An 18,627-nucleotide genomic window follows, 5' to 3' on the forward strand; every position below is an offset into this window, starting at 1 on the left:
AGTTCGAACTTCCTGAAATATCTTTGCAAATTTGGTCTTAGATAATTAACGGCGAGTTAATCGGCTTCGGTAACTTATGAATTGGTATTAGTTGTAAGCCGTCGAATGACCCTTCCGGCGGGACGAAAAATTAACCACGCAGCCCAAAAACGGGACGCGATTTCCCTCCGGTTAACCCCCTCAATTGCAGACTGAATTCATCGAAGGACACCCGTGCCGCCTGTCGGCTGAGAGCTGTCCCAAATTGAACAGGGCGAAATATGGCCGGCTCCCTATGGGCGCCCGGCCGACCGTTAAAGGGTGGCACGACGTGGCAGTCACAGCAGCAAAATTGGATATCGCTCCGGTATCGCAAGGGCCGGGCGCCCTCGTCGAAAGAATGGAGATCGCGCGCTCCCGCATCGAGGAACGTTTCCTCGAAGGTGGTGCTGCGCTCCTGTCGATTCTGGATGTCCTGAACAAGCTGATCGGATCTCTGGACCAGGTCACCGGTTCCCTCGATGAGGAAACCGCGAACGCCACGATGGCCGAGCTCGAGCAGACGGTTGCACGGCTTTCGGGTCTGAGCGGCATAGAAGTTGGCCGCCAGACGGGCTTCAAGTCGCTTGCCGGTGCCGAACGGAACCTGCGCCCCCATGCCGAGGACATGCAGGAGACGCTGCGTTATCTGCGCACCTTTGCCGTTACTGCCAAGATTGCTGGCGCCGGTATCGCGGATTTTGCCGGGTTTGCCGAGGAAATCCTCGAGCGCATCCAGGAAGGCACCCGCCAGGTCGACGACTTCGCCAAGAAGCTCAATCTTCTGGGCAAGGGCCTCGGCTCCGTCATGGTCAAGGGCGAAAAGATCGTCCAGAGTTATGACAAGACTATTCCGGCAATCGTCACGGGTCTTTCGAACGGCGGCACCGAGATCGGCAAGCAGCGCAAGCTTCTGATGGAGCGCGCTGAAAGCGTGCGTGCGATTGCCCGTGGCATCCAGGGCAAGCTTGCCTCGACTTTGTCGGCAATGCAGATCGGCGATATCACCCGCCAGCGCATCGAACATTGCCAGTCGAGCCTGAAGCTGCTCGACGAATATCTCTCTTCTCCGGAAGCAGCGTCGCTGACCGGCGCTCAGCGCGAAAGCCTTTCGGCCGTCATCGGCCAGCTCGTTTCCATGCAGCTTGGGCAGTCGATCGATGATTTCGACCGAGACACCGGCAAGATCGTCGCGACCGTTGTCAGCTTCCGCTCCGACCTGATGCAGATCGACGGTTTGCGCCGGGCGATCACCGAAGGCGATGATGATGGCAGCGACAATGCGATGCGTCAGCTGGAAGGCAATGTCGCTGCGGCACGCACCGCTGTCCGCGAGATCGAGGCCGTTGCCGGCGAGGCTTCGGAACTCAGCCGCTCTACCGCAGCAACGGTCGACGAACTGGTCAAGGGTATCGGTGTCGTCCAGCTCGTACGCACCGACATTCACTATATGGCGCTCAACACCAATCTGCGTTGCGGCAAGATCGGCGAAGAGGGCAAGGCGATCAATGTCATCACCGCGGAACTGCGCAATTATGCCGCCCAGCTCGATGAGACCGCCGACAAGATCATGGTCGAACTGCACACGCTGGAAGGCGCTGCTCTGAAGCTGACTGCGATCGAAGAAGCAGAAGCCAAGGATTCGCTGGACCTGAGGCTCGAAAAGGCGCTCGACAATATCCGCCTGGTCGGAGACCGCATGGATATCGAGGTCAAGAACCTCAGCGAGCAGAGCCGCACCGCTGTCGGAGACATGGATGCCTCGCTCGCTCGCCTCGATTTCAAGGCAGAGCTCGGGGAAGTCCTGCGCGCCTGCGCCGAGGATAGTGCATCTTTCGAAGAGATCCTGCCTGCTGCCGGCATCGAGACGGCGCTTGCAGATCTCGGCGGTCGCATCGGCCGTCTCTACACTATGGTCTCCGAGCGCGAGCTGCATGCTGCCGTGCTGGGGACGGAACCGCCGGCAGAGACCGCTGTCGTCGCCTCTGTCATGAGCGATGACGATATAGACGACGCCCTGTTTTAAGGCATCGCAACACAGTGACCGGCTGATATCGAAGGCGTGGCGGCGAAGATATCTCGCCTCCGCGCCTTGACCTTTAGGCCGCCCTACGTCATTTGACCGCCTTTAATTGAAGAAGCGCCCGCTTCGGGACGAACCCCGGCGACGCTCATACAGAGAAACACGATGACCAAGGCAACATCCTCGGCGCCCTCGCAGCGCATGCTTCGCGTTGGAGAACAGGTCCGCGCCGCCATAACCCAGGTCCTGCAGCGCGGTGAAGTGCGCGACGACCTGATTGAAAAGACCGTGATCTCGGTGTCCGAAGTGCGCATGTCGCCGGACCTGAAGATTGCGACCGCTTATGTGACGCCGCTCGGCGTGCCGGATCATAACGCGGTGATCGAGGCGCTGAACCGCAATTCGAAATTCATCCGTGGCCGTATCGGCGGCCAGCTCCGGCAGATGAAATACATGCCGGAAGTCCGCTTCCGTGACGATACGAGCTTCGACAATTACAAGAAGATCGATCAGCTCCTGCGCTCGCCCGAGGTCCAGCGTGACCTCGATGGTGAAACCGAAGAATAAGCACGAACCAAGAGCATATATGTCCAAACCACGCAAACCCAAGGGCCGGGCGGTTTCCGGCTGGCTGATCCTCGACAAGCCGATCGATTTCGGCTCGACGGAAGCCGTCTCCAAGATCAAGTGGCTGTTCAACGCCCAGAAGGCCGGCCATGCCGGCACGCTCGATCCGCTTGCATCAGGCATGCTGCCGATCGCGCTCGGCGATGCGACGAAGACCGTGCCTTACGTCATGGACGGCCGCAAGATCTACGAATTCACGGTCACCTGGGGTGAAGAACGCTCGACGGACGATCTCGAGGGCGAGGTAACGCAGAGCTCCGACAAGCGTCCTGCCGAAGAGGATATTCGCGCGCTTCTGCCAAAGTACACCGGCACGATCAGCCAGATCCCGCCGCAGTTTTCGGCGATCAAGATCGCTGGCGAGCGCGCCTACGATCTCGCCCGTGACGGCGAAGTGGTCGAGATCCCGTCGCGTGAAGTCGAAATCTTCCGTCTGACGCTGCTCGGCACCGAAGGTGATATGGCGCATTTCGAGGTCGAATGTGGCAAGGGCACCTATGTCCGTGCTCTCGCCCGCGATTTCGGCCGTGAACTTGGCTGTTACGGCCATATTTCCGATCTCCGCCGCACCTTCGTTGCGCCCTTCGGCGAAGACAAGATGGTGCCGCTCGAAGATCTCGTCGAACTCGAAAAGATCGAGGATCGCGACGAGCGCCTGGCTGCACTCGACGCCTATCTGATCAATACGGCCGAGGCTCTGTCCTCGCTGCCGCATCTGCCGGTCACCGAAGATCAGGCGCATCGCATCAAGATGGGCAACCCGATCATCCTGCGTGGCCGCGATGTCCCGGTCGAAGAGCCGGAAGCCTATGCCACGGTGCGCGGCAAGCTGATCGCCATCGGCGAGATCGGCCAGGGCGAATTCCGCCCGAAGCGGGTGTTCGGCTGATCGGCCGCGCGCCTCTTCCAATTGTGGCCTGAATGGTCTATAGGCAGCGCCAGCCAAGGGGCTGCCTTCGGGCATCGACTTAGCATTCACGGCCAAGGCTGGACGACATCCCGGCCTTTGGCGACCCGATTTCCTCTTCATAAAAAGGATCAGACGATGTCGATCACTGCAGAACGCAAGACCGCACTCATCAAGGAATACGCAACCTTCGAAGGCGATACCGGTTCTCCGGAAGTCCAGGTTGCCATCCTGACCGAGCGGATCAACAACCTGACCGAACACTTCAAGGGCCACAAGAAGGACAACCACTCCCGTCGTGGCCTTCTGACCATGGTTTCCAGCCGCCGTTCGCTTCTTGACTACCTCAAGAAGAAGGACGAAGGCCGTTACACCAAGCTGATCACCAGCCTGGGCGTTCGTCGCTAAAAAACTCTCCGGCGGACGTTCTGAATTGAACATCCGCCGGACCTTTTTCGGGCTCTGCCCAGATTTGTGACTGCCGCGCTCTCTCGCGCGAAACCAAGGGCGAAACCGGATGGACCGGGTTCGCCAGATCAACCCAGACCTGTCATGGGGCAGGATTGCCGGATGCTTTTTGGCCGAGATTTTCAACGATCTTGGCCAAGGTTTCTCTTAAGAAACCGGAATGGATGAAGCCTCCCGTTGTCTTGCCCGTGGCGCGTCACATCTGCGGTCGATTGCGCTGGCGCCTTTAAGGCGTGCGTTTTTCCCGCATTGAAGGACAAGACATGTTCAATACCCACTCTGTAGAAATCGAATGGGCCGGCCGCCCGCTCAAGCTGGAAACGGGCAAGATCGCCCGCCAGGCTGACGGCGCCGTTCTCGCCACCTACGGCGAAACCGTCGTTCTCGCCACCGTCGTTTCGGCCAAGGCGCCGAAGCCGGGCCAGGACTTCTTCCCGCTGACCGTCAACTACCAGGAAAAGACCTATGCCGCCGGCAAGATCCCGGGTGGCTATTTCAAGCGCGAAGGCCGTCCGTCGGAAAACGAAACCCTCGTTTCCCGCCTGATCGACCGCCCGATCCGCCCGCTTTTCCCGGAAGGCTACAAGAACGACACCCAGGTCGTCGTCACCGTCATCCAGCATGACCTCGAGAACAACCCGGACATCCTGTCCATGGTTGCCACGTCTGCAGCACTCACGCTGTCCGGCGTTCCGTTCATGGGCCCGGTCGGCGGTGCACGCGTCGGCTATATCAACGGCGAATACGTCCTGAACCCGCATCTCGACGAAATGGATGAATCGGTTCTCGACCTCGTCGTCGCCGGCACCCAGGACGCCGTCCTGATGGTCGAGTCGGAAGCCAAGGAACTCAACGAAGAAGTCATGCTCGGCGCCGTCATGTTCGGCCACAAGGGCTTCCAGCCGGTTATCGATGCGATCATCAAGCTCGCTGAAGTTGCCGCCAAGGAGCCGCGCGAATTCGAGCCGGAGGATTATTCGGAACTCGAAGCCGAAATGCTGAAGCATTTCGAAGCCGAACTGCGCGAAGGCTACAAGATCACCCAGAAGGCTGATCGTTACGCTGCCGTCGACGCCGTCAAGGCAAAGGTCAAGGCACACTTCTTCCCGGAAGGCGTTGAGCCGAAGTATTCTGCCGAAGTCATCGGCTCTGTCTTCAAGCACCTGCAGGCCAAGATCGTTCGCTGGAACATCCTCGACACCAAGAGCCGCATCGACGGCCGCGACCTGTCGACCGTTCGCCCGATCGTTTCCGAAGTCGGCCTCCTGCCGCGTACCCACGGTTCGGCACTCTTCACCCGCGGTGAAACGCAGGCGATCGTCGTTGCCACGCTCGGCACCGGCGAAGACGAACAGTATGTCGACAGCCTGACCGGCATGTACAAGGAGCGCTTCCTGCTCCATTACAACTTCCCGCCCTACTCGGTTGGCGAAACCGGCCGCATGGGTTCCCCGGGCCGTCGCGAAATCGGTCACGGTAAGCTCGCATGGCGCGCTATCCGCCCGATGCTTCCTTCGGCGGAACAGTTCCCCTACACGCTGCGCGTCGTCTCTGAGATCACCGAGTCCAACGGCTCGTCCTCGATGGCAACCGTCTGCGGCACCTCGCTTGCTCTGATGGACGCCGGCGTTCCGCTCGCTAAGCCGGTTGCTGGTATCGCCATGGGCCTGATCCTCGAAGGTGACCGCTTTGCGGTTCTCTCCGACATCCTCGGCGACGAAGACCACCTCGGCGACATGGACTTCAAGGTTGCCGGCACTGCTGACGGCATCACCTCGCTGCAGATGGACATCAAGATCGCCGGTATCACCGAAGAGATCATGAAGGTCGCTCTCGGCCAGGCACAGGGCGGTCGTACCCACATTCTCGGCGAAATGTCGAAGGCGATCTCCGAAGGCCGTTCGCAGCTCGGCGAATTCGCACCGCGCATCGAAGTCATGAACATCCCGGTCGACAAGATCCGCGAAGTCATCGGTTCGGGCGGCAAGGTCATCCGCGAAATCGTCGAGAAGACCGGCGCCAAGATCAACATCGAAGACGACGGCACCGTCAAGATCGCCTCCTCGTCCGGCAAGGAAATCGAAGCCGCCCGCAAGTGGATCCACTCGATCGTTGCAGAACCGGAAGTCGGCGCCATCTACGAAGGTACCGTTGTGAAGACCGCCGATTTCGGCGCCTTCGTCAACTTCTTCGGCGCCCGTGACGGCCTCGTGCACATCTCGCAGCTCGCTTCCGAGCGCGTTGCCAAGACCTCGGACGTCGTCAAGGAAGGCGACAAGGTTTGGGTCAAGCTGATGGGCTTCGATGAGCGCGGCAAGGTTCGCCTGTCGATGAAGGTCGTTGACCAGGCCACCGGCCAGGAAATCAAGAAGGCCGAAGGCGAAGCAGCCGCCGAGTAAGCTTTCGTCTATCGAGAGATCGAGGCGCGGAAGTTTGTCTTCCGCGCCTTTTTCTTTATCCATCCATCAAATATCTCGCCAAGGTCCGACACCATGAGCCGCGACGCCCTGAAAACCCTCTTCCATCCTTTCGCCTCCGAAAGCGTGCCCATGCCCGCCGAAGGCGAACGGGTGCTTTTCCTTGGTGCCGAGGCCGGCAACGCCCTTCCGGAAGGTTTCGCCGGAGAGATCACTGCGATCCAGCCCTTCCGCCCGCTGTTCCGCAAACTTCGCGAAGGCGCCTTTCCGGTTGCCGAGGACGAGGGTTACGATTTCGGTCTGGTTCTTTGCGGCAAGCATCGCGGTGAAAACGAGGATCGCGTCGCAGAGGCCCTGCAGCGCGTCAGGGAAGGCGGCGTGATCGTTGTCGCCGGGGGTAAGGAGGATGGCATCCAGCCGCTCCGCAACACGCTCCTGAAGCTCGGCATCACGCTCGACTACGCGCCAAAATATCATGGCGTCGCCATCTGGTTCGCACGCCCGGCTGACGCAAGTGCTGCGATCAAGGCCCTGAAGAAGTCGACCGTCATCGTCGAGGCCCGTTACGAAACCTCGCCGGGCATGTTCTCGCACGAAAAGGTCGATGGCGGTTCCGAACTCCTGGCTGGCCGCCTGCCAACCGACTTTGATGGCAATGCAGCCGATTTCGGCGCCGGCTGGGGTTATCTGTCGGTCATGCTCGCCGAAAAGTCGCCGCGCGTGAACCGTATCGACCTGTTCGAGGCTGATTATCAGGCACTGGAATTTGCCAAGCGCAATCTCGCCCGCAACTGCCCGAACCTCGATGCCCGCTTCTACTGGCAGGATCTGGGTGCCGAGCCGCCGCGCGACAAATACGATTTCATTATCATGAACCCGCCCTTCCACGAAGCGCAGGCGACAGATCCAGAACTCGGCAAGACCATGATCCGCACGGCAGCAGCGGCTCTGAAAAACGGCGGCCGTCTGATGCTGGTTGCCAATCGCGGCCTGCCTTACGAGCCGGTTCTTGCCGAAGGTTTCCGCGAGCACGGCGAGACCTGCCGCAATGCCCGCTTCAAGGTCCTCTGGGCCCGGAAGTAGGACGATCACACCTCCAGCGGTGCTGATTTTATAAGGCGATAAAGAATCCTGTTGCTCTCCAGAGTAGCGAGATTAGCATTCGGTGGCTTCCAAACTTGAGTATCAACTTGCGGAGTGGATCATGCCGAATGTCTCTTCCCGTCCACCATTGACCGAAGATGCGGCGAACGCGATCGCAGGTGACATCAAGAGTGGTGGGGCGAGGGGACAGGTGTCGGAAGCCCCGATGGCCTTTCAAACTCCCCGTCCGCAAGCCGACAACCCGGGAACCGATTCCAGCAGCATCGATCTGAACAACGGCAGGCGCAAGAAACTCGTGATCTTGGGCCTGATAATCATCGCACTGATATTTGTCGTCTGGGTAGCTGCCTAGGCCAGGGCTCCAACATCTTAGCCGGTATCTTGCTTTGCAGCTGATTGCATCTTAAAGTTGCTTTCATGGTGCGGGATCTCGTCAGCTATGAAGTTGGTTTTTGCAATACCTCTCTTGCTGCTTGCGACGGGCGCATGCGCCCAGGCGCCGCTGCCGCGCAATGACGTCGAACTCGCTTGGGAATGGTTCAACGCGGCCGAGACCTATCGCAACTACAAGGTCAAAGGCCCGGATGATCTAAAAATATCCGCCCATTATTTCCGCCTTGCCGCGAATATCGGTAACGCCTCTGCTGCCTACAAGCTGGGTGAGGCTTATGAGAATGGCGTCGGCGTGCGGCAGGACAAGGTTGCCGCCTTGGAATGGTATCGCCAGTCGGCCGCAAAAGGCGACAAATACGCCGAGCTACGGGTTGGCTGGTTCTATCACAAGGGCATAACCCTGCCCGTCGATCCCGCCATTGCCGCGCAATGGTATCGGCTGGCGGCGGAGAAGGACAATATCTGGGCCTACCACATGCTCGCCTTCATGCTGATGGATGGCGAGGGCGTGCCGCAGGATTTGTCACTGGCACAGCGCTATTTCGAAAAGAGCCTGCCGCAGACCAATGACCATTGGGCAAAGCTGAAACTATCGGTCCTGTTGAAGACGAGCGACCCAAAACGCTCGCAAGCCCTGCTGCGGGAAGCAGCGGCGTCCGGCAATCCGGACGCCTTGAAGGAGCTGGCGCAGCCTTAAGGTTTCAGGCTTCCTCTATTTCCTTGCGCGCAGCACTGGCAAGGAATGCCGAGCGCGTCAGGCCCCGCTCCTTGGCGGCATGGTCGATCGCATCAAGCATGCCCTTCTCGAAGGTCACGTTGGCCCGCACGATCCGCGTATCGTCTCCTATGAATGGTATACGCATCAGGAACGCACCTTGAGCGAGCTGCTCACGGACATCTTCGCGCTGGATGAGATCGTCGTAGGGTGAGGGGGCAGGAAGGACGGAATCCTCGGCCCAGAGACGCAGAGCCTTGATGGCATTGGCGGTCAGATCCGCCTCCAGATCGGCGGCCGAGAACACAGATGGCAGGTCCGGGAAACTAACGCCGAAAGCGCTGTCTTCGTCCTTGTGCACGATGGCGATGAAATATCTCATGCGGCTCACCTCAAATCCATCCGGCCTGTCTTGCGATCGCCGATGCAGTGCCGATCGGAAGATCTTTCTTCGGATGAGGCACGATGATGGTCTGGGTCCCGCGGCGCAGCTTGTGATGCGATCCCTTGATCGATCGAGCTGAAAACCTTCACGCTTTAAGCGCGCGATGATCCTGTGGTTATTGCGCTCCATGAACCGCTCCCAACCATGGCTGGAAGATAATCCGGATCAGATCATGAGGCAAAGCGATGCGCAAAATAATGCGCATCGCAAGAGGTGTATTACTCCACGTCTGCCTTGCGCAGCTTGTCCAGCGTCGGCAGCGAGGTGATGCTGTAACCGGCGTCGACGTAATGGACTTCGCCGGTTACGCCGCGGGAAAGATCGGAGAGGAGATAGAGGGCGGAGCCGCCGATATCCTCGATCGTCGCGGTGCGGCGCAGCGGTGCATTTTCCTTGTTCCAGGAATAGATCGCGCGCGCGTCGGAAATGCCGGCGCCTGCAAGCGTGCGGACCGGGCCTGCAGAGATCGTGTTGACGCGGATGTCGCGCGGGCCGTAATCGGCCGCCAGATAACGCACGGAGGCTTCCAGAGCCGCCTTGGCGACGCCCATGACGTTGTAGTTCGGGATGACGCGCTGCGAGCCGTTATAGGTCAGCGTCAGCATCGAGCCGCCATTCGGCATCAGCTCCGCTGCCCGCTTGGCAATCTCGGTGAAGGAGAAACAGGAAATCACCATCGTGCGCGAAAAATTTTCCCGCGTCGTATCGGCGTAAAGCCCCTTGAGCTCGTTCTTGTCGGAAAAACCGATGGCATGAACGATGAAATCGAACGAACCCCAGCGTTCCTTGATCGCCGCAAACGCGGCATCGACGGAAGCGATGTCCTCGACGTCGCAAGGGATGACGAAGTCCGAATTGAGCTCGGCTGCCAGCGGCTTTACCCGCTTGGCGATCGCATCACCCTGAAAGGTGAAGGCAAGCTCTGCACCCTGCGCCGAAAGAGCCTTTGCAATGCCCCAGGCGATGGAGTGGTTATTGGCGACCCCCATGATCAGGCCGCGTTTCCCCTGCATGATTCCCGTCATGGAATTATCCGTTATAGCGCTGGAAGACGAGCGTGGCGTTTGTACCGCCGAACCCGAATGAGTTGGAAAGGACCGTGTCGATCTTGGCATCGTCAATCCGCTTGCGGACGATCGGCACACCGTCGAATTCCGGGTCGAGCGTTTCGATATGGGCACTTTCGCCGATGAAGCGTTCCTGCATCATCAGAAGGCCGTAGATGGATTCCTGCACGCCGGCACCGCCGAGCGAGTGGCCCGTCAGCGACTTGGTCGACTGTACGTGCGGGATCTTGTCGCCGAAAACTTCGCGGATGGCGCCGATTTCCTTCGAATCACCCACTGGCGTGGAAGTGCCGTGGGTGTTGATGTAATCGACTTCACCCTTCACCGTGGCAAGCGCCTGGCGCATGCAGCGGATTGCGCCTTCGCCCGACGGAGCGACCATGTCGTAACCGTCAGACGTTGCGCCGTAACCGGTGATTTCGGCATAGATCTTGGCGCCGCGGGCCTTGGCGTGCTCCAGTTCTTCGAGAACGAGAACGCCTGCGCCGCCGGCGATGACGAAACCGTCGCGGTCGACGTCATAGGCACGCGAAGCGCTGGCCGGCTGGTTGTTGTATTTGGTGGACATGGCGCCCATTGCGTCGAACAGGTTCGACATCGTCCAGTCGAGATCCTCGTGGCCGCCGGCGAACATCACGTCCTGCTTGCCCCACTGGATCATTTCCGCAGCATTGCCGATGCAGTGTGCCGAGGTCGAGCAGGCGGACGAGATCGAGTAGTTGACGCCGTGGATCTTGAACCAGGTGGCAAGCGTGGCCGAGGCGGTCGAAGACATCGCCTTCGGCACGGCAAACGGGCCGATGCGCTTCGGGCTGTTGTTCTTCATGGTGATTTCGGCAGCTTCGATCAGCGTACGCGTCGAAGGTCCGCCCGACCCCATGATGATGCCGGTGCGCTCGTTCTCGCTATAGTCTTTTTCTTCAAGACCGGAGTCGGCAAGCGCCTGTTTCATGGCAACGTGGTTCCACGCGCCGCCCTGGGATAGGAAGCGCATGGCGCGGCGATCGACGAGATCCGTCGGGTCGAGGTTCGGCTTGCCCCATACCTGGCACTTGAAGCCATGCTCCGCAAAATCCGGGGAAAAGGAAATCCCCGACTTTGCCTGCCGCAAGGATTCGGTGACTTCGGCCGCGTCGTTTCCGATCGAGGACACGATACCGAGGCCCGTGACAACTACCCGTCTCATCTGTTCAAACCTTTGTTGTTTTCGTCAGCCGCGTCAAAGACGGCTCAGGCCGTCTTGTCTTTCGACAGACCCACGCGCAGGTCGGTCGCCTGATATATGGTCTCGCCATCGGCCTTCAGCCAGCCGTCAGCGGTGCCGAGCACGAGGCGGCCCTTCATGACGCGCTTGAAGTCGATGCCGAATTCGAGAAGCTTGGTGGTCGGGCGGATCATGCCCTTGAACTTCACTTCGCCGGTCGAAAGCGCCATGCCGCGGCCTTCTTCACCGAGCCAGCCCAGGAAGAAACCGGTCAGCTGCCACATGCCGTCGAGACCAAGGCAGCCCGGCATGATCGGGTTGCCTTCGAAATGGCAGGGGAAATACCAGTCATCGGGCTTAACGTCATATTCGGCCCGGATATAGCCCTTGTCGAAAGCGCCGCCGGTTTCCGAAATGTCGGTAATACGGTGAACCATCAGCATTGGCGGCAGCGGCAATTGCGCGTTGCCCGGTCCAAAAAGGTCGCCATGCGCGCAGCTGATGATTTCTTCGTAGCTGAAGCTGGATTGTCTGCTTGCCATAAAGTCCCGTTTCCCCCCGTTGAAGTTCTTGTTTGCCAAGCTCTAGAGCAAGATGGGTAAAAATTGAAGCCTAACGATGGCCGGCCTCCAGAGGAACCGATCGGCCCAAGGCGGCTGGAACATCGCATTGTCAGGTCCGCATATAGGAAGCGAAGGGAGCAAACCAGAGGCAAGAAGCGTAATTCTTGCGTTTTTAAGCCTGCAAACATGTGGCAAAGAGGAAACTATTGAAAGAACTGCCGGCAAAAGTTATATCCTCGGCTTGAAACTTAGCCGAGCACGCGCGGGGAGCCGGAACAGAATATGGCGAATGCCACTCCGGATATCGAAATCAAACTACGCCATTGCGGGCTTCGCCCGACGCGGCAGCGCGTCGCGTTGGCAGATCTCCTGTTCGCCAAGGGTGATCGGCACCTGACGGTCGAGGAACTGCACGAGGAAGCCATCGAGGCCGGCGTGCCCGTTTCGCTTGCAACCGTCTACAACACGCTGCACCAGTTCACTGAGGCCGGCATGATCCGGGTTCTCGCCGTCGAAAGCGCAAAGACCTATTTCGACACCAACATTTCCGATCACCACCACTTCTTCGTGGAAGGCCGTAACGAGGTCCTCGACATTCCCGTGAGCAATCTCGAGATCGGAAACCTTCCGGAAGCGCCGGAAGGCATGGAAATCGCCCACGTGGATGTCATCATCCGCCTGCGCGAAAAGAAGTCCTAACGCTTCTTTCTTCCCTTCTTGCCCTTGATCGCTTCTTCATGAGGCCGGCCGGGCCGCGGCTTGTAGCGCGGCAGCATCCAGCCGTAATGAATGGCGCCGCCGCGTAAGGCGAAGGCGATCACGACGCCGCATCCCGAACTCACATATTGCGGCATGCCCAGCATCTGCGCGGCGGTGAACGCACCCGAGCCTGCAATTGCCGCGGTGATATAGATTTCCGGCCGCAGCAGCACGGAAGGTTCGTTGGCAAGCAGGTCACGCAGGATCCCGCCAAAGGCTGCCGTCAGGGCTCCGGTGACGATCGCGATCGTCGGCGAGCCGCTGGCAGCAAGACCTTTTGCCGCACCTAGCACGCTATAGGCTGCAAGCCCGAAAGCATCGAGCCAGATCAGCAGCCGATAACGCCATTCCACCCGGTGCGCGGTAAGAAAGACAAAGGTGCCGGCAATCACGCAGATCAGAATATAGGTCGGATCCAGCACCCAGAAGACCGGTGCGCGACCAAGGATGATATCCCGCAACGTACCGCCGCCGAGCCCGGTCACAGCCGCAAAGAACAGAAAGCCGATCAGGTCGAGCTGCTTTCGCGAGGCGGCAAGGGCACCCGTTGCGGCAAACAGTGCGACGCCGGCATAATCGAGAATCATCAGAAGCGACATTCGATCCTCCAGCGTCGCGCAAGTGCTCGGAGTTAGCTTAGCCGCCGATAATCGCGCTCGTCATCCGCGAACGCGTGTCATGAACAGATCATTTGTCGAGCTGGTGATTGCCGTGAAGAAATTTCTGCTGATTGTGGTCCATATGGTCGCGCTTTTCCTGATGCCCGCTCTCACGGCCGCCCCTGTCAGGGCGCAGCAGCAGATGGTCAGCGATCCGGAAATTTTCGAAAAGCAGCATTTCCAGAGCACCTGCAAGACGGCGGAGTTCGGTCCGGACTTCGTCAAGCGCTTCGATATCAACAATGACGGCATCGTCGATGCGGTGGTCAATCACGGCGAACTGACCTGCGACGGCGTCCGCGGTCCGGCCTGCACGGAAGACGGCTGCCCTCACAATTTCTACCTCCAGGCCAAGGAGGGCGGTTACATCATGATCGCCACCGCGCAGATCTATGGCTACGATTTCATCAAGCGTTTCGGCAACATGGTCTTCGTCCTGCAGATGCATCCCCGCTTCTGCGACCGTACCGATGCGACACCTTGCGAGATGACGGTGCGCGTCCGTGGCGGCCGCTTCGTGACACTCTTCAAGAAGTAATCACCTGTCTCCAATGCCGTCGATCCGGCCGGTAAAAGTGTAACCGGCAATCGCCATCCATTCCCTGACCGCCGTCGCCGTCTGCTGCGCATTCAGCGCCGGTTGGGTGAAGTCGAAGGAAAGCGTCGCGCGCCCGCTGGTCCGATAGTCGACCGGCCATGGCACGATTTTGATGCCCGCCTTGCGAAACAGCGCGGTCGATCGCGGCATATGGAAAGCCGAAGTGATCAGCAGGCAATCGGAAAGCCCCTGAGCCTTGAGCAGGTCAGCCGTATTGAGGCTGTTCTCATAGGTGGTTCTCGACGTGTTTTCCTCGATCAGCCGTTCGGGGCCGATGCCGAAAGCCGCGAAGAAACGCCGCGATGCCTCCGCCTCGCCTTCGTAGACGCCGCTGAACGAGCCATCGCCGCCCGAGATGAGGATCCGCGACTGCGGAAAACGCAGCGCCAGCCGCAAGGCCTCCACAAACCGGTCGGCTGCCTGATTGAACTCGATACCGCCGCGGCTGGTCGTGACTTCGTTTTCGAATGCGCCGCCGAGAATGATCATGCAGGAGGGCGCCTGCGGATCACCATCCGGTTTCGGCATCCGGTTTTCCAGCGTCTGCAGCGCGACGGTGCCGGCTGTCGTGTAAAGTGTCACGAAAAGGATCAGCGCTGAGACAAGAGCCGAGAAGCCACCGAGCCTGCGCCAGCCGCAAAAGGCGGTCAGCGCACCAAACAGGGCAAAGAGAAAGGCGAGAGAAAGCGGCTGGGCGACCAGCCAGAAAAGTTTGGGAAGAAGAAACATTATGGCCCGGATCGTTGAGTCGGCCAAAGCTTACAATGTACGGCGTCGACCGTGAATGATCGGCTGCTGGAAATGCAGTTGCAGCGGCCGCGGCAGGAGCGCCGTCGTCAGTGCCACGGCCATGGCGGCCAGAGAGACGATCCACAGCGCATTGCTGCCGGCAAATTTCGTAAGGAACGCGCCGCAGACCGCGCCGCAGGCCATGCCGGTCCATGGCACGCACTGGATCAGCCAACCCGTCGGCTGACGGTCACCGACGATCCAGCGGCCGATACCGCGGCCGAAGCGCGACAGCGCGCCGGTCACGTAGGTGAGGCCGATCGGCAATCCCTCGATATGCTCGACTGTGGCATTGATCATCCCCATCGCCAGCACGACGAGATAAAACTGCAGCCGTGCATGGACTGGCACGGGGACAGCAGAGGCTAAGGCCAGAAGAATGGCGACGCCGGTCAGGACGACGAAGGCGCGGCGGGCCGAAACCCTGTGGGCAATCACGATCCCAAGCGCATTGCCGGCGATGAAAACCCAGAGTGCCGCAAAAAGAATGAGCGCGTGGCTATAGTCGGCATCGGCAAAGGCGAGCGCCGCCCGCGTCGTGTTGCCGGTCATGAAGGAAACGAAATCGCCCGACAAAAGCAGGCCGACGGCATCCGTCATGCCGGCGATAAAGGAGATCGCTGCGACGAGGGCCAGCCCCGTCGCCGTTCGCCGCTTGTGAATGATCTGCCGCCGCCGCTGCCGTGTCATGATGCCTCTTGATGCCCATGCTGACGGGCTCAGACCGTCATGCATTGATAAAAGACAATAGGCGGAAAATGACAAGGAATCGCAAATTCGACTATCGGGCGCCGAGCCAGGCCTCGATCCCTTTGGCGGCAGCAAGCCCCGTCGCAAAACAGGCGGTCAGCAGATAACCGCCGGTCGGTGCTTCCCAGTCGATCATCTCGCCAGCCGCAAACAGACCGGGCCGATGTTTCAGCATATAATTTTCGTCGATCTCTTCCCAGGCAATGCCGCCGGCCGATGAGATCGCCTCGGCAATCGGGCGCGGTCTTGAGAGCGGGATCGGCAGATTTTTTATGAGCCCGGCAAGTTCGTGCGGGGACACCCGGTTGGCGTCCTGCGAGATCTCCCGAAGGAGGGCGGCCTTGACGCCTTCGATCCCCGCACCCTTGCGCAGCCGGTTGGAAAAGCTTGCCTTGGCATCCTGGCGCGCGAGATCTTTCTCAAGCCGTTCAATAGTGCGCCCCGGCATCAGGTCGATGACCAACGAAGCCTTGCCGTCCCGATTGAGGCGGTCACGCAGGGCCGCGGAATGGGAATAGACAAGGCTGCCCTCGATACCGTGTTTCGAGATGACGAATTCGCCCTGAAACGTCCCGGCATCCGATCTTGTCGAGACCGATTTCAGCGGCGCACCGGCAAATCGCTCGCGGAACGTTTCGCTCCAGTCGACATCGAAGCCGCAATTTGCCGGCTGGAGCTCGTTTACCGTGACGCCTTGTGCCCTCAGCCAAGCAACCCAGTCGCCATTCGAACCGAGCCGCGGCCAGCTCGCGCCGCCAAGCGCCAGAAGCGTGGCGTCAGGCGTAACAAGGACCTCTCCTTGCGGCGTTTCGAACCGGTGGCCATTGCCATCGAACCCGAGCCAGCGATGCCGCGGTTTCAAAGCCACGCCCTTTTCCTCGAGCCGCCGCAGCCATGCGCGCAGAAGCGGCGAGGCTTTCATGGCCGTCGGAAAGACGCGGCCCGATGTGCCGACAAAAGTCTCGCTGCCGAGACCTGCTGCCCAAACCCGCACGTCGTCCGGCGTGAAACCGTCCAGCGCTGCGCGCAGCCTTGACGAGGACGAGCCAAAGCGCTCGGCAAACCGCGAAAAATCTTCCGAATGCGTGATGTTCAGCCCGGATTTGCCCGCCAGCAGAAATTTTCGCGCGAAGGTGGGCATAGCCTCGTAGACCGTGACGGCATGGCCGGAAGAGGCAAGCTTCTCCGCCGCCATGAGCCCAGCCGGCCCGCCGCCTATGATCGCGACCGACTTCGTCATTGTCCGGGCTGCGCTGCCGCGCCGATCGGGTCACGGTTTCTGCGCACCTCGAAAAAGATATGGCCGAACAGGGCGACAAGCACGATCGGCCCGCCGATCATCGTCGCATGCGGCGGCACTTCGCCCATGAAAATCCAGACCCAGAGCGGCGTCATCGGTACTTCGAGCGCGGTCAGCAGGCTGGCATCGGCAGCCGGAATACGCTTGGCGCCGAATGTATAGAGGCTGAGACCGAGCGCATTCTGAATGATGCCGAACATCACGATCAGCAGGATATCGTTGCCTGTCGCCATCGAAGGCGTCGCAAACCAGAAGGTGACGAAGGAGCAGAGATAGGCCGAAAGCGCCATGGCCGGCATCATCGGCACGGAGCGGTATTGTCGCATGACGACGGCCAGCGCTGCGACCGTCAGCGTCATCACGCCGGCCAAGCCCTTCCCGAGCAACGATCCGCCGCCCTGGATATCGGTCAGCATCACAGCCACGCCGCCGAAGGCCACGACGCTTGCCACCAGCGTCGCGCGGCTGGCCTTTTCGCCGATTAGCAGAAAGGCGAGGCCAGCCGTCACGAAGGGCACGGTCGCATAGATCACCATCGCGTCGGCAACCGAGGTGTAATAGATCGAGCCGAGGCCCGAGATCATCGAAGCCGAGGAGAACAGGGTCGCGAGTATGGTCGGTCCGCGAATGGCGCGAAGGATCCGCCAACCATTGCGTCCTTCCATCACGAAAAACAGAATGAAGATCGCTGTGCCGGATACGAGGCCGCGCAGAAAAAGAATGGTCGGCAGGTCGGCCGTAATCGCGCGCATGAACAGGCCCGACAGCGACCACGACAGTGCCGACAGCGCGACATAGATCACGCCCAGCCGATATTGATTTGCTTCGCTGGACATGCGTGACCCCAAGGCACTGCGAATGGCGATATTGCGAAAGCCGGGACGTTAATCCCGGTGCAGATTCGCAGCAAGTCCCCGCCACGAATTGCCATGGCGCAAACAGCCTATCGGTTGGCCTTCAGTCTCTCTTCCTCAAGGCCTAGGAGAGCAAGGCCTGGACCAGCGGATGGTCAGGATCGGCCAACCCGTCCAGGATATTGAAATGATGCCTGTCCGGTTCCTCGACCGTGTCCGTCTCGGCCCCCAGTCCTTTCCAGATATTGGCAAGCAACGCGTTCTGCCGCAAAAATTCCGAGCGTTCCGTTGCCCCAACCCAGCAGGTAACCCTTGCCCCCGGCAGCGGTTCGAGAAGCGCCGGGCTTTCGGCATAAGCTTCCTCCCGGTCGATCCGCTGTTTCTGGTTCATCTTCGTGTTGATGATCGGCCGCAGGTCGTGCACGCCCGAGATCGAAACCGTATTGGCGATCCGCTCGAGGATCGCCTCCGGCAGCGGCGAGGTCGTGGTGATCATCCGTGTCACCAGATGCCCGCCCGCCGAATGCCCCGTCAGCCGGATCGGCCCGTCCACCATGCCGGCCGCAGCCTCGACCGCCTTGCCGATCTCGACCGTGATCCCGGCAATCCGGTTTTCCGGCGCAAGCGTATAGGACGGCATGGCGACCGCGTAACCGTGCGCCACCGCGCCTGCGGCGAAATGCGACCAGAAACTGTTGTCGAGCCCGATCCAGAACCCGCCATGGACATAGACGACGAGACCGACCGTATCGCCTTCCGGCAGGAAGAGATCGAAGCGGTTGCGCGGCCTGTCGCCATAGGCGAGCCCGAGCTTCGCCCGGCCGGCAGCCTCCACTTGGTCGCGGTAAGCCTTTGCCGGCTCCACCCAGGCGGCCGGCCAGCGATCGCCCTGGGCAATGTTGATGCCGTTGGCATAGGCGTCGTCCCAGTCGCTGATTTTGTGGCGCATGCACGTCTCTCCCCGAAG

The 18,627-nt window shown here is 60.1% G+C and carries 20 protein-coding genes and 1 pseudogene; 10 read left to right on the plus strand and 11 right to left on the minus strand.

Annotated features, from left to right (window positions below):
• Positions 1-310: 310 nt before the first annotated feature.
• From FHW37_RS15835 to FHW37_RS15870, 8 genes are all read left to right on the plus strand, one after another.
• Positions 311-2,044: a hypothetical protein gene (locus FHW37_RS15835; protein ID WP_145638149.1), complete on the plus strand. Its 1,734-nt coding sequence runs from the start codon at positions 311-313 to the stop codon at positions 2,042-2,044.
• A gap of 162 nt (positions 2,045-2,206) precedes the next feature.
• Positions 2,207-2,608, plus strand: a complete 402-nt coding sequence (gene rbfA, locus FHW37_RS15840) for a 30S ribosome-binding factor RbfA (RefSeq protein WP_145638150.1) — start codon at positions 2,207-2,209, stop codon at positions 2,606-2,608.
• 19 nt (positions 2,609-2,627) lie between these two features.
• A complete protein-coding gene (gene truB, locus FHW37_RS15845) occupies positions 2,628-3,557 on the plus strand; it encodes a tRNA pseudouridine(55) synthase TruB (RefSeq protein WP_145638152.1) in 930 nt (309 codons plus the stop codon).
• Between the two features lie 156 nt (positions 3,558-3,713).
• A complete protein-coding gene (gene rpsO, locus FHW37_RS15850) occupies positions 3,714-3,983 on the plus strand; it encodes a 30S ribosomal protein S15 (RefSeq protein ID WP_112506949.1) in 270 nt (89 codons plus the stop codon).
• Positions 3,984-4,306: 323 nt separating this feature from the next.
• The gene (gene pnp / locus FHW37_RS15855) at positions 4,307-6,442 is read left to right on the plus strand and encodes a polyribonucleotide nucleotidyltransferase (RefSeq protein ID WP_145638153.1); all 2,136 of its coding nucleotides are present in this window, start codon (positions 4,307-4,309) and stop codon (positions 6,440-6,442) included.
• Between the two features lie 93 nt (positions 6,443-6,535).
• Complete coding sequence (locus FHW37_RS15860; RefSeq protein ID WP_145638154.1) at positions 6,536-7,543, plus strand: class I SAM-dependent methyltransferase; 1,008 nt, start codon at positions 6,536-6,538, stop codon at positions 7,541-7,543.
• A gap of 121 nt (positions 7,544-7,664) precedes the next feature.
• On the plus strand, positions 7,665-7,916 hold the full coding sequence (locus FHW37_RS15865; RefSeq protein WP_145638156.1) for a hypothetical protein: 252 nt from the start codon (positions 7,665-7,667) through the stop codon (positions 7,914-7,916).
• An 87-nt stretch (positions 7,917-8,003) separates the two neighbouring features.
• Positions 8,004-8,654: a tetratricopeptide repeat protein gene (locus FHW37_RS15870; protein WP_145638157.1), complete on the plus strand. Its 651-nt coding sequence runs from the start codon at positions 8,004-8,006 to the stop codon at positions 8,652-8,654.
• Positions 8,655-8,658: 4 nt separating this feature from the next.
• Here FHW37_RS15870 and FHW37_RS15875 read toward each other — a convergent pair whose 3' ends face one another.
• From FHW37_RS15875 to fabA, 5 genes and pseudogenes are all read right to left on the minus strand, one after another.
• Positions 8,659-9,054 (minus strand): type II toxin-antitoxin system HicB family antitoxin, encoded by a 396-nt coding sequence (locus FHW37_RS15875; RefSeq protein ID WP_145638159.1) that lies wholly within the window; start codon positions 9,052-9,054, stop codon positions 8,659-8,661.
• A 10-nt stretch (positions 9,055-9,064) separates the two neighbouring features.
• Positions 9,065-9,246 (minus strand): annotated as a pseudogene (locus tag FHW37_RS15880) (type II toxin-antitoxin system HicA family toxin).
• An 89-nt stretch (positions 9,247-9,335) separates the two neighbouring features.
• Positions 9,336-10,142 carry an enoyl-ACP reductase FabI gene (fabI, locus tag FHW37_RS15885; protein ID WP_145638161.1) on the minus strand — a complete coding sequence of 269 codons (807 nt, stop codon included), beginning with the start codon at positions 10,140-10,142 and terminating at the stop codon, positions 9,336-9,338.
• A gap of 4 nt (positions 10,143-10,146) precedes the next feature.
• On the minus strand, positions 10,147-11,370 hold the full coding sequence (gene fabB, locus FHW37_RS15890) for a beta-ketoacyl-ACP synthase I (RefSeq protein ID WP_145638162.1): 1,224 nt from the start codon (positions 11,368-11,370) through the stop codon (positions 10,147-10,149).
• A gap of 44 nt (positions 11,371-11,414) precedes the next feature.
• Entirely contained in the window at positions 11,415-11,930 is a 516-nt protein-coding gene (gene fabA, locus FHW37_RS15895; RefSeq protein ID WP_145638164.1) for a 3-hydroxyacyl-[acyl-carrier-protein] dehydratase FabA, read from the minus strand.
• 303 nt (positions 11,931-12,233) lie between these two features.
• Between fabA and irrA the strand changes: the two genes are divergently transcribed.
• Positions 12,234-12,650 (plus strand): iron response transcriptional regulator IrrA, encoded by a 417-nt coding sequence (irrA, locus tag FHW37_RS15900; protein WP_145638166.1) that lies wholly within the window; start codon positions 12,234-12,236, stop codon positions 12,648-12,650.
• Here the strand turns inward: irrA and FHW37_RS15905 are convergent.
• Positions 12,647-13,309 carry a trimeric intracellular cation channel family protein gene (locus FHW37_RS15905; RefSeq protein WP_145638167.1) on the minus strand — a complete coding sequence of 221 codons (663 nt, stop codon included), beginning with the start codon at positions 13,307-13,309 and terminating at the stop codon, positions 12,647-12,649. The genes irrA and FHW37_RS15905 overlap by 4 nt on opposite strands.
• A gap of 112 nt (positions 13,310-13,421) precedes the next feature.
• On the opposite strand from FHW37_RS15905, the gene FHW37_RS15910 reads away from it, so the two are divergent.
• Entirely contained in the window at positions 13,422-13,907 is a 486-nt protein-coding gene (locus FHW37_RS15910; RefSeq protein ID WP_186458321.1) for a hypothetical protein, read from the plus strand.
• On the opposite strand, the gene FHW37_RS15915 is transcribed toward FHW37_RS15910, so the two are convergent.
• From FHW37_RS15915 to FHW37_RS15935, 5 genes are all read right to left on the minus strand, one after another.
• Complete coding sequence (locus tag FHW37_RS15915; protein ID WP_145638169.1) at positions 13,908-14,696, minus strand: YdcF family protein; 789 nt, start codon at positions 14,694-14,696, stop codon at positions 13,908-13,910.
• A 30-nt stretch (positions 14,697-14,726) separates the two neighbouring features.
• Positions 14,727-15,446, minus strand: coding sequence for a YoaK family protein (locus FHW37_RS15920; RefSeq protein ID WP_145638170.1), 720 nt, complete (start codon positions 15,444-15,446; stop codon positions 14,727-14,729).
• A 91-nt stretch (positions 15,447-15,537) separates the two neighbouring features.
• Positions 15,538-16,746: a TIGR03862 family flavoprotein gene (locus tag FHW37_RS15925; protein WP_145638172.1), complete on the minus strand. Its 1,209-nt coding sequence runs from the start codon at positions 16,744-16,746 to the stop codon at positions 15,538-15,540.
• Positions 16,743-17,642: a DMT family transporter gene (locus tag FHW37_RS15930; RefSeq protein WP_145638173.1), complete on the minus strand. Its 900-nt coding sequence runs from the start codon at positions 17,640-17,642 to the stop codon at positions 16,743-16,745. Before FHW37_RS15930 ends, FHW37_RS15925 begins: the two co-directional genes overlap by 4 nt.
• A 142-nt stretch (positions 17,643-17,784) precedes the next feature.
• Complete coding sequence (locus FHW37_RS15935) at positions 17,785-18,609, minus strand: alpha/beta hydrolase (RefSeq protein WP_145638174.1); 825 nt, start codon at positions 18,607-18,609, stop codon at positions 17,785-17,787.
• Between the last annotated feature and the right edge of the window lie 18 nt (positions 18,610-18,627).

The organism is Neorhizobium alkalisoli, assembly GCF_007829835.1.
Taxonomy (GTDB): domain Bacteria; phylum Pseudomonadota; class Alphaproteobacteria; order Rhizobiales; family Rhizobiaceae; genus Neorhizobium.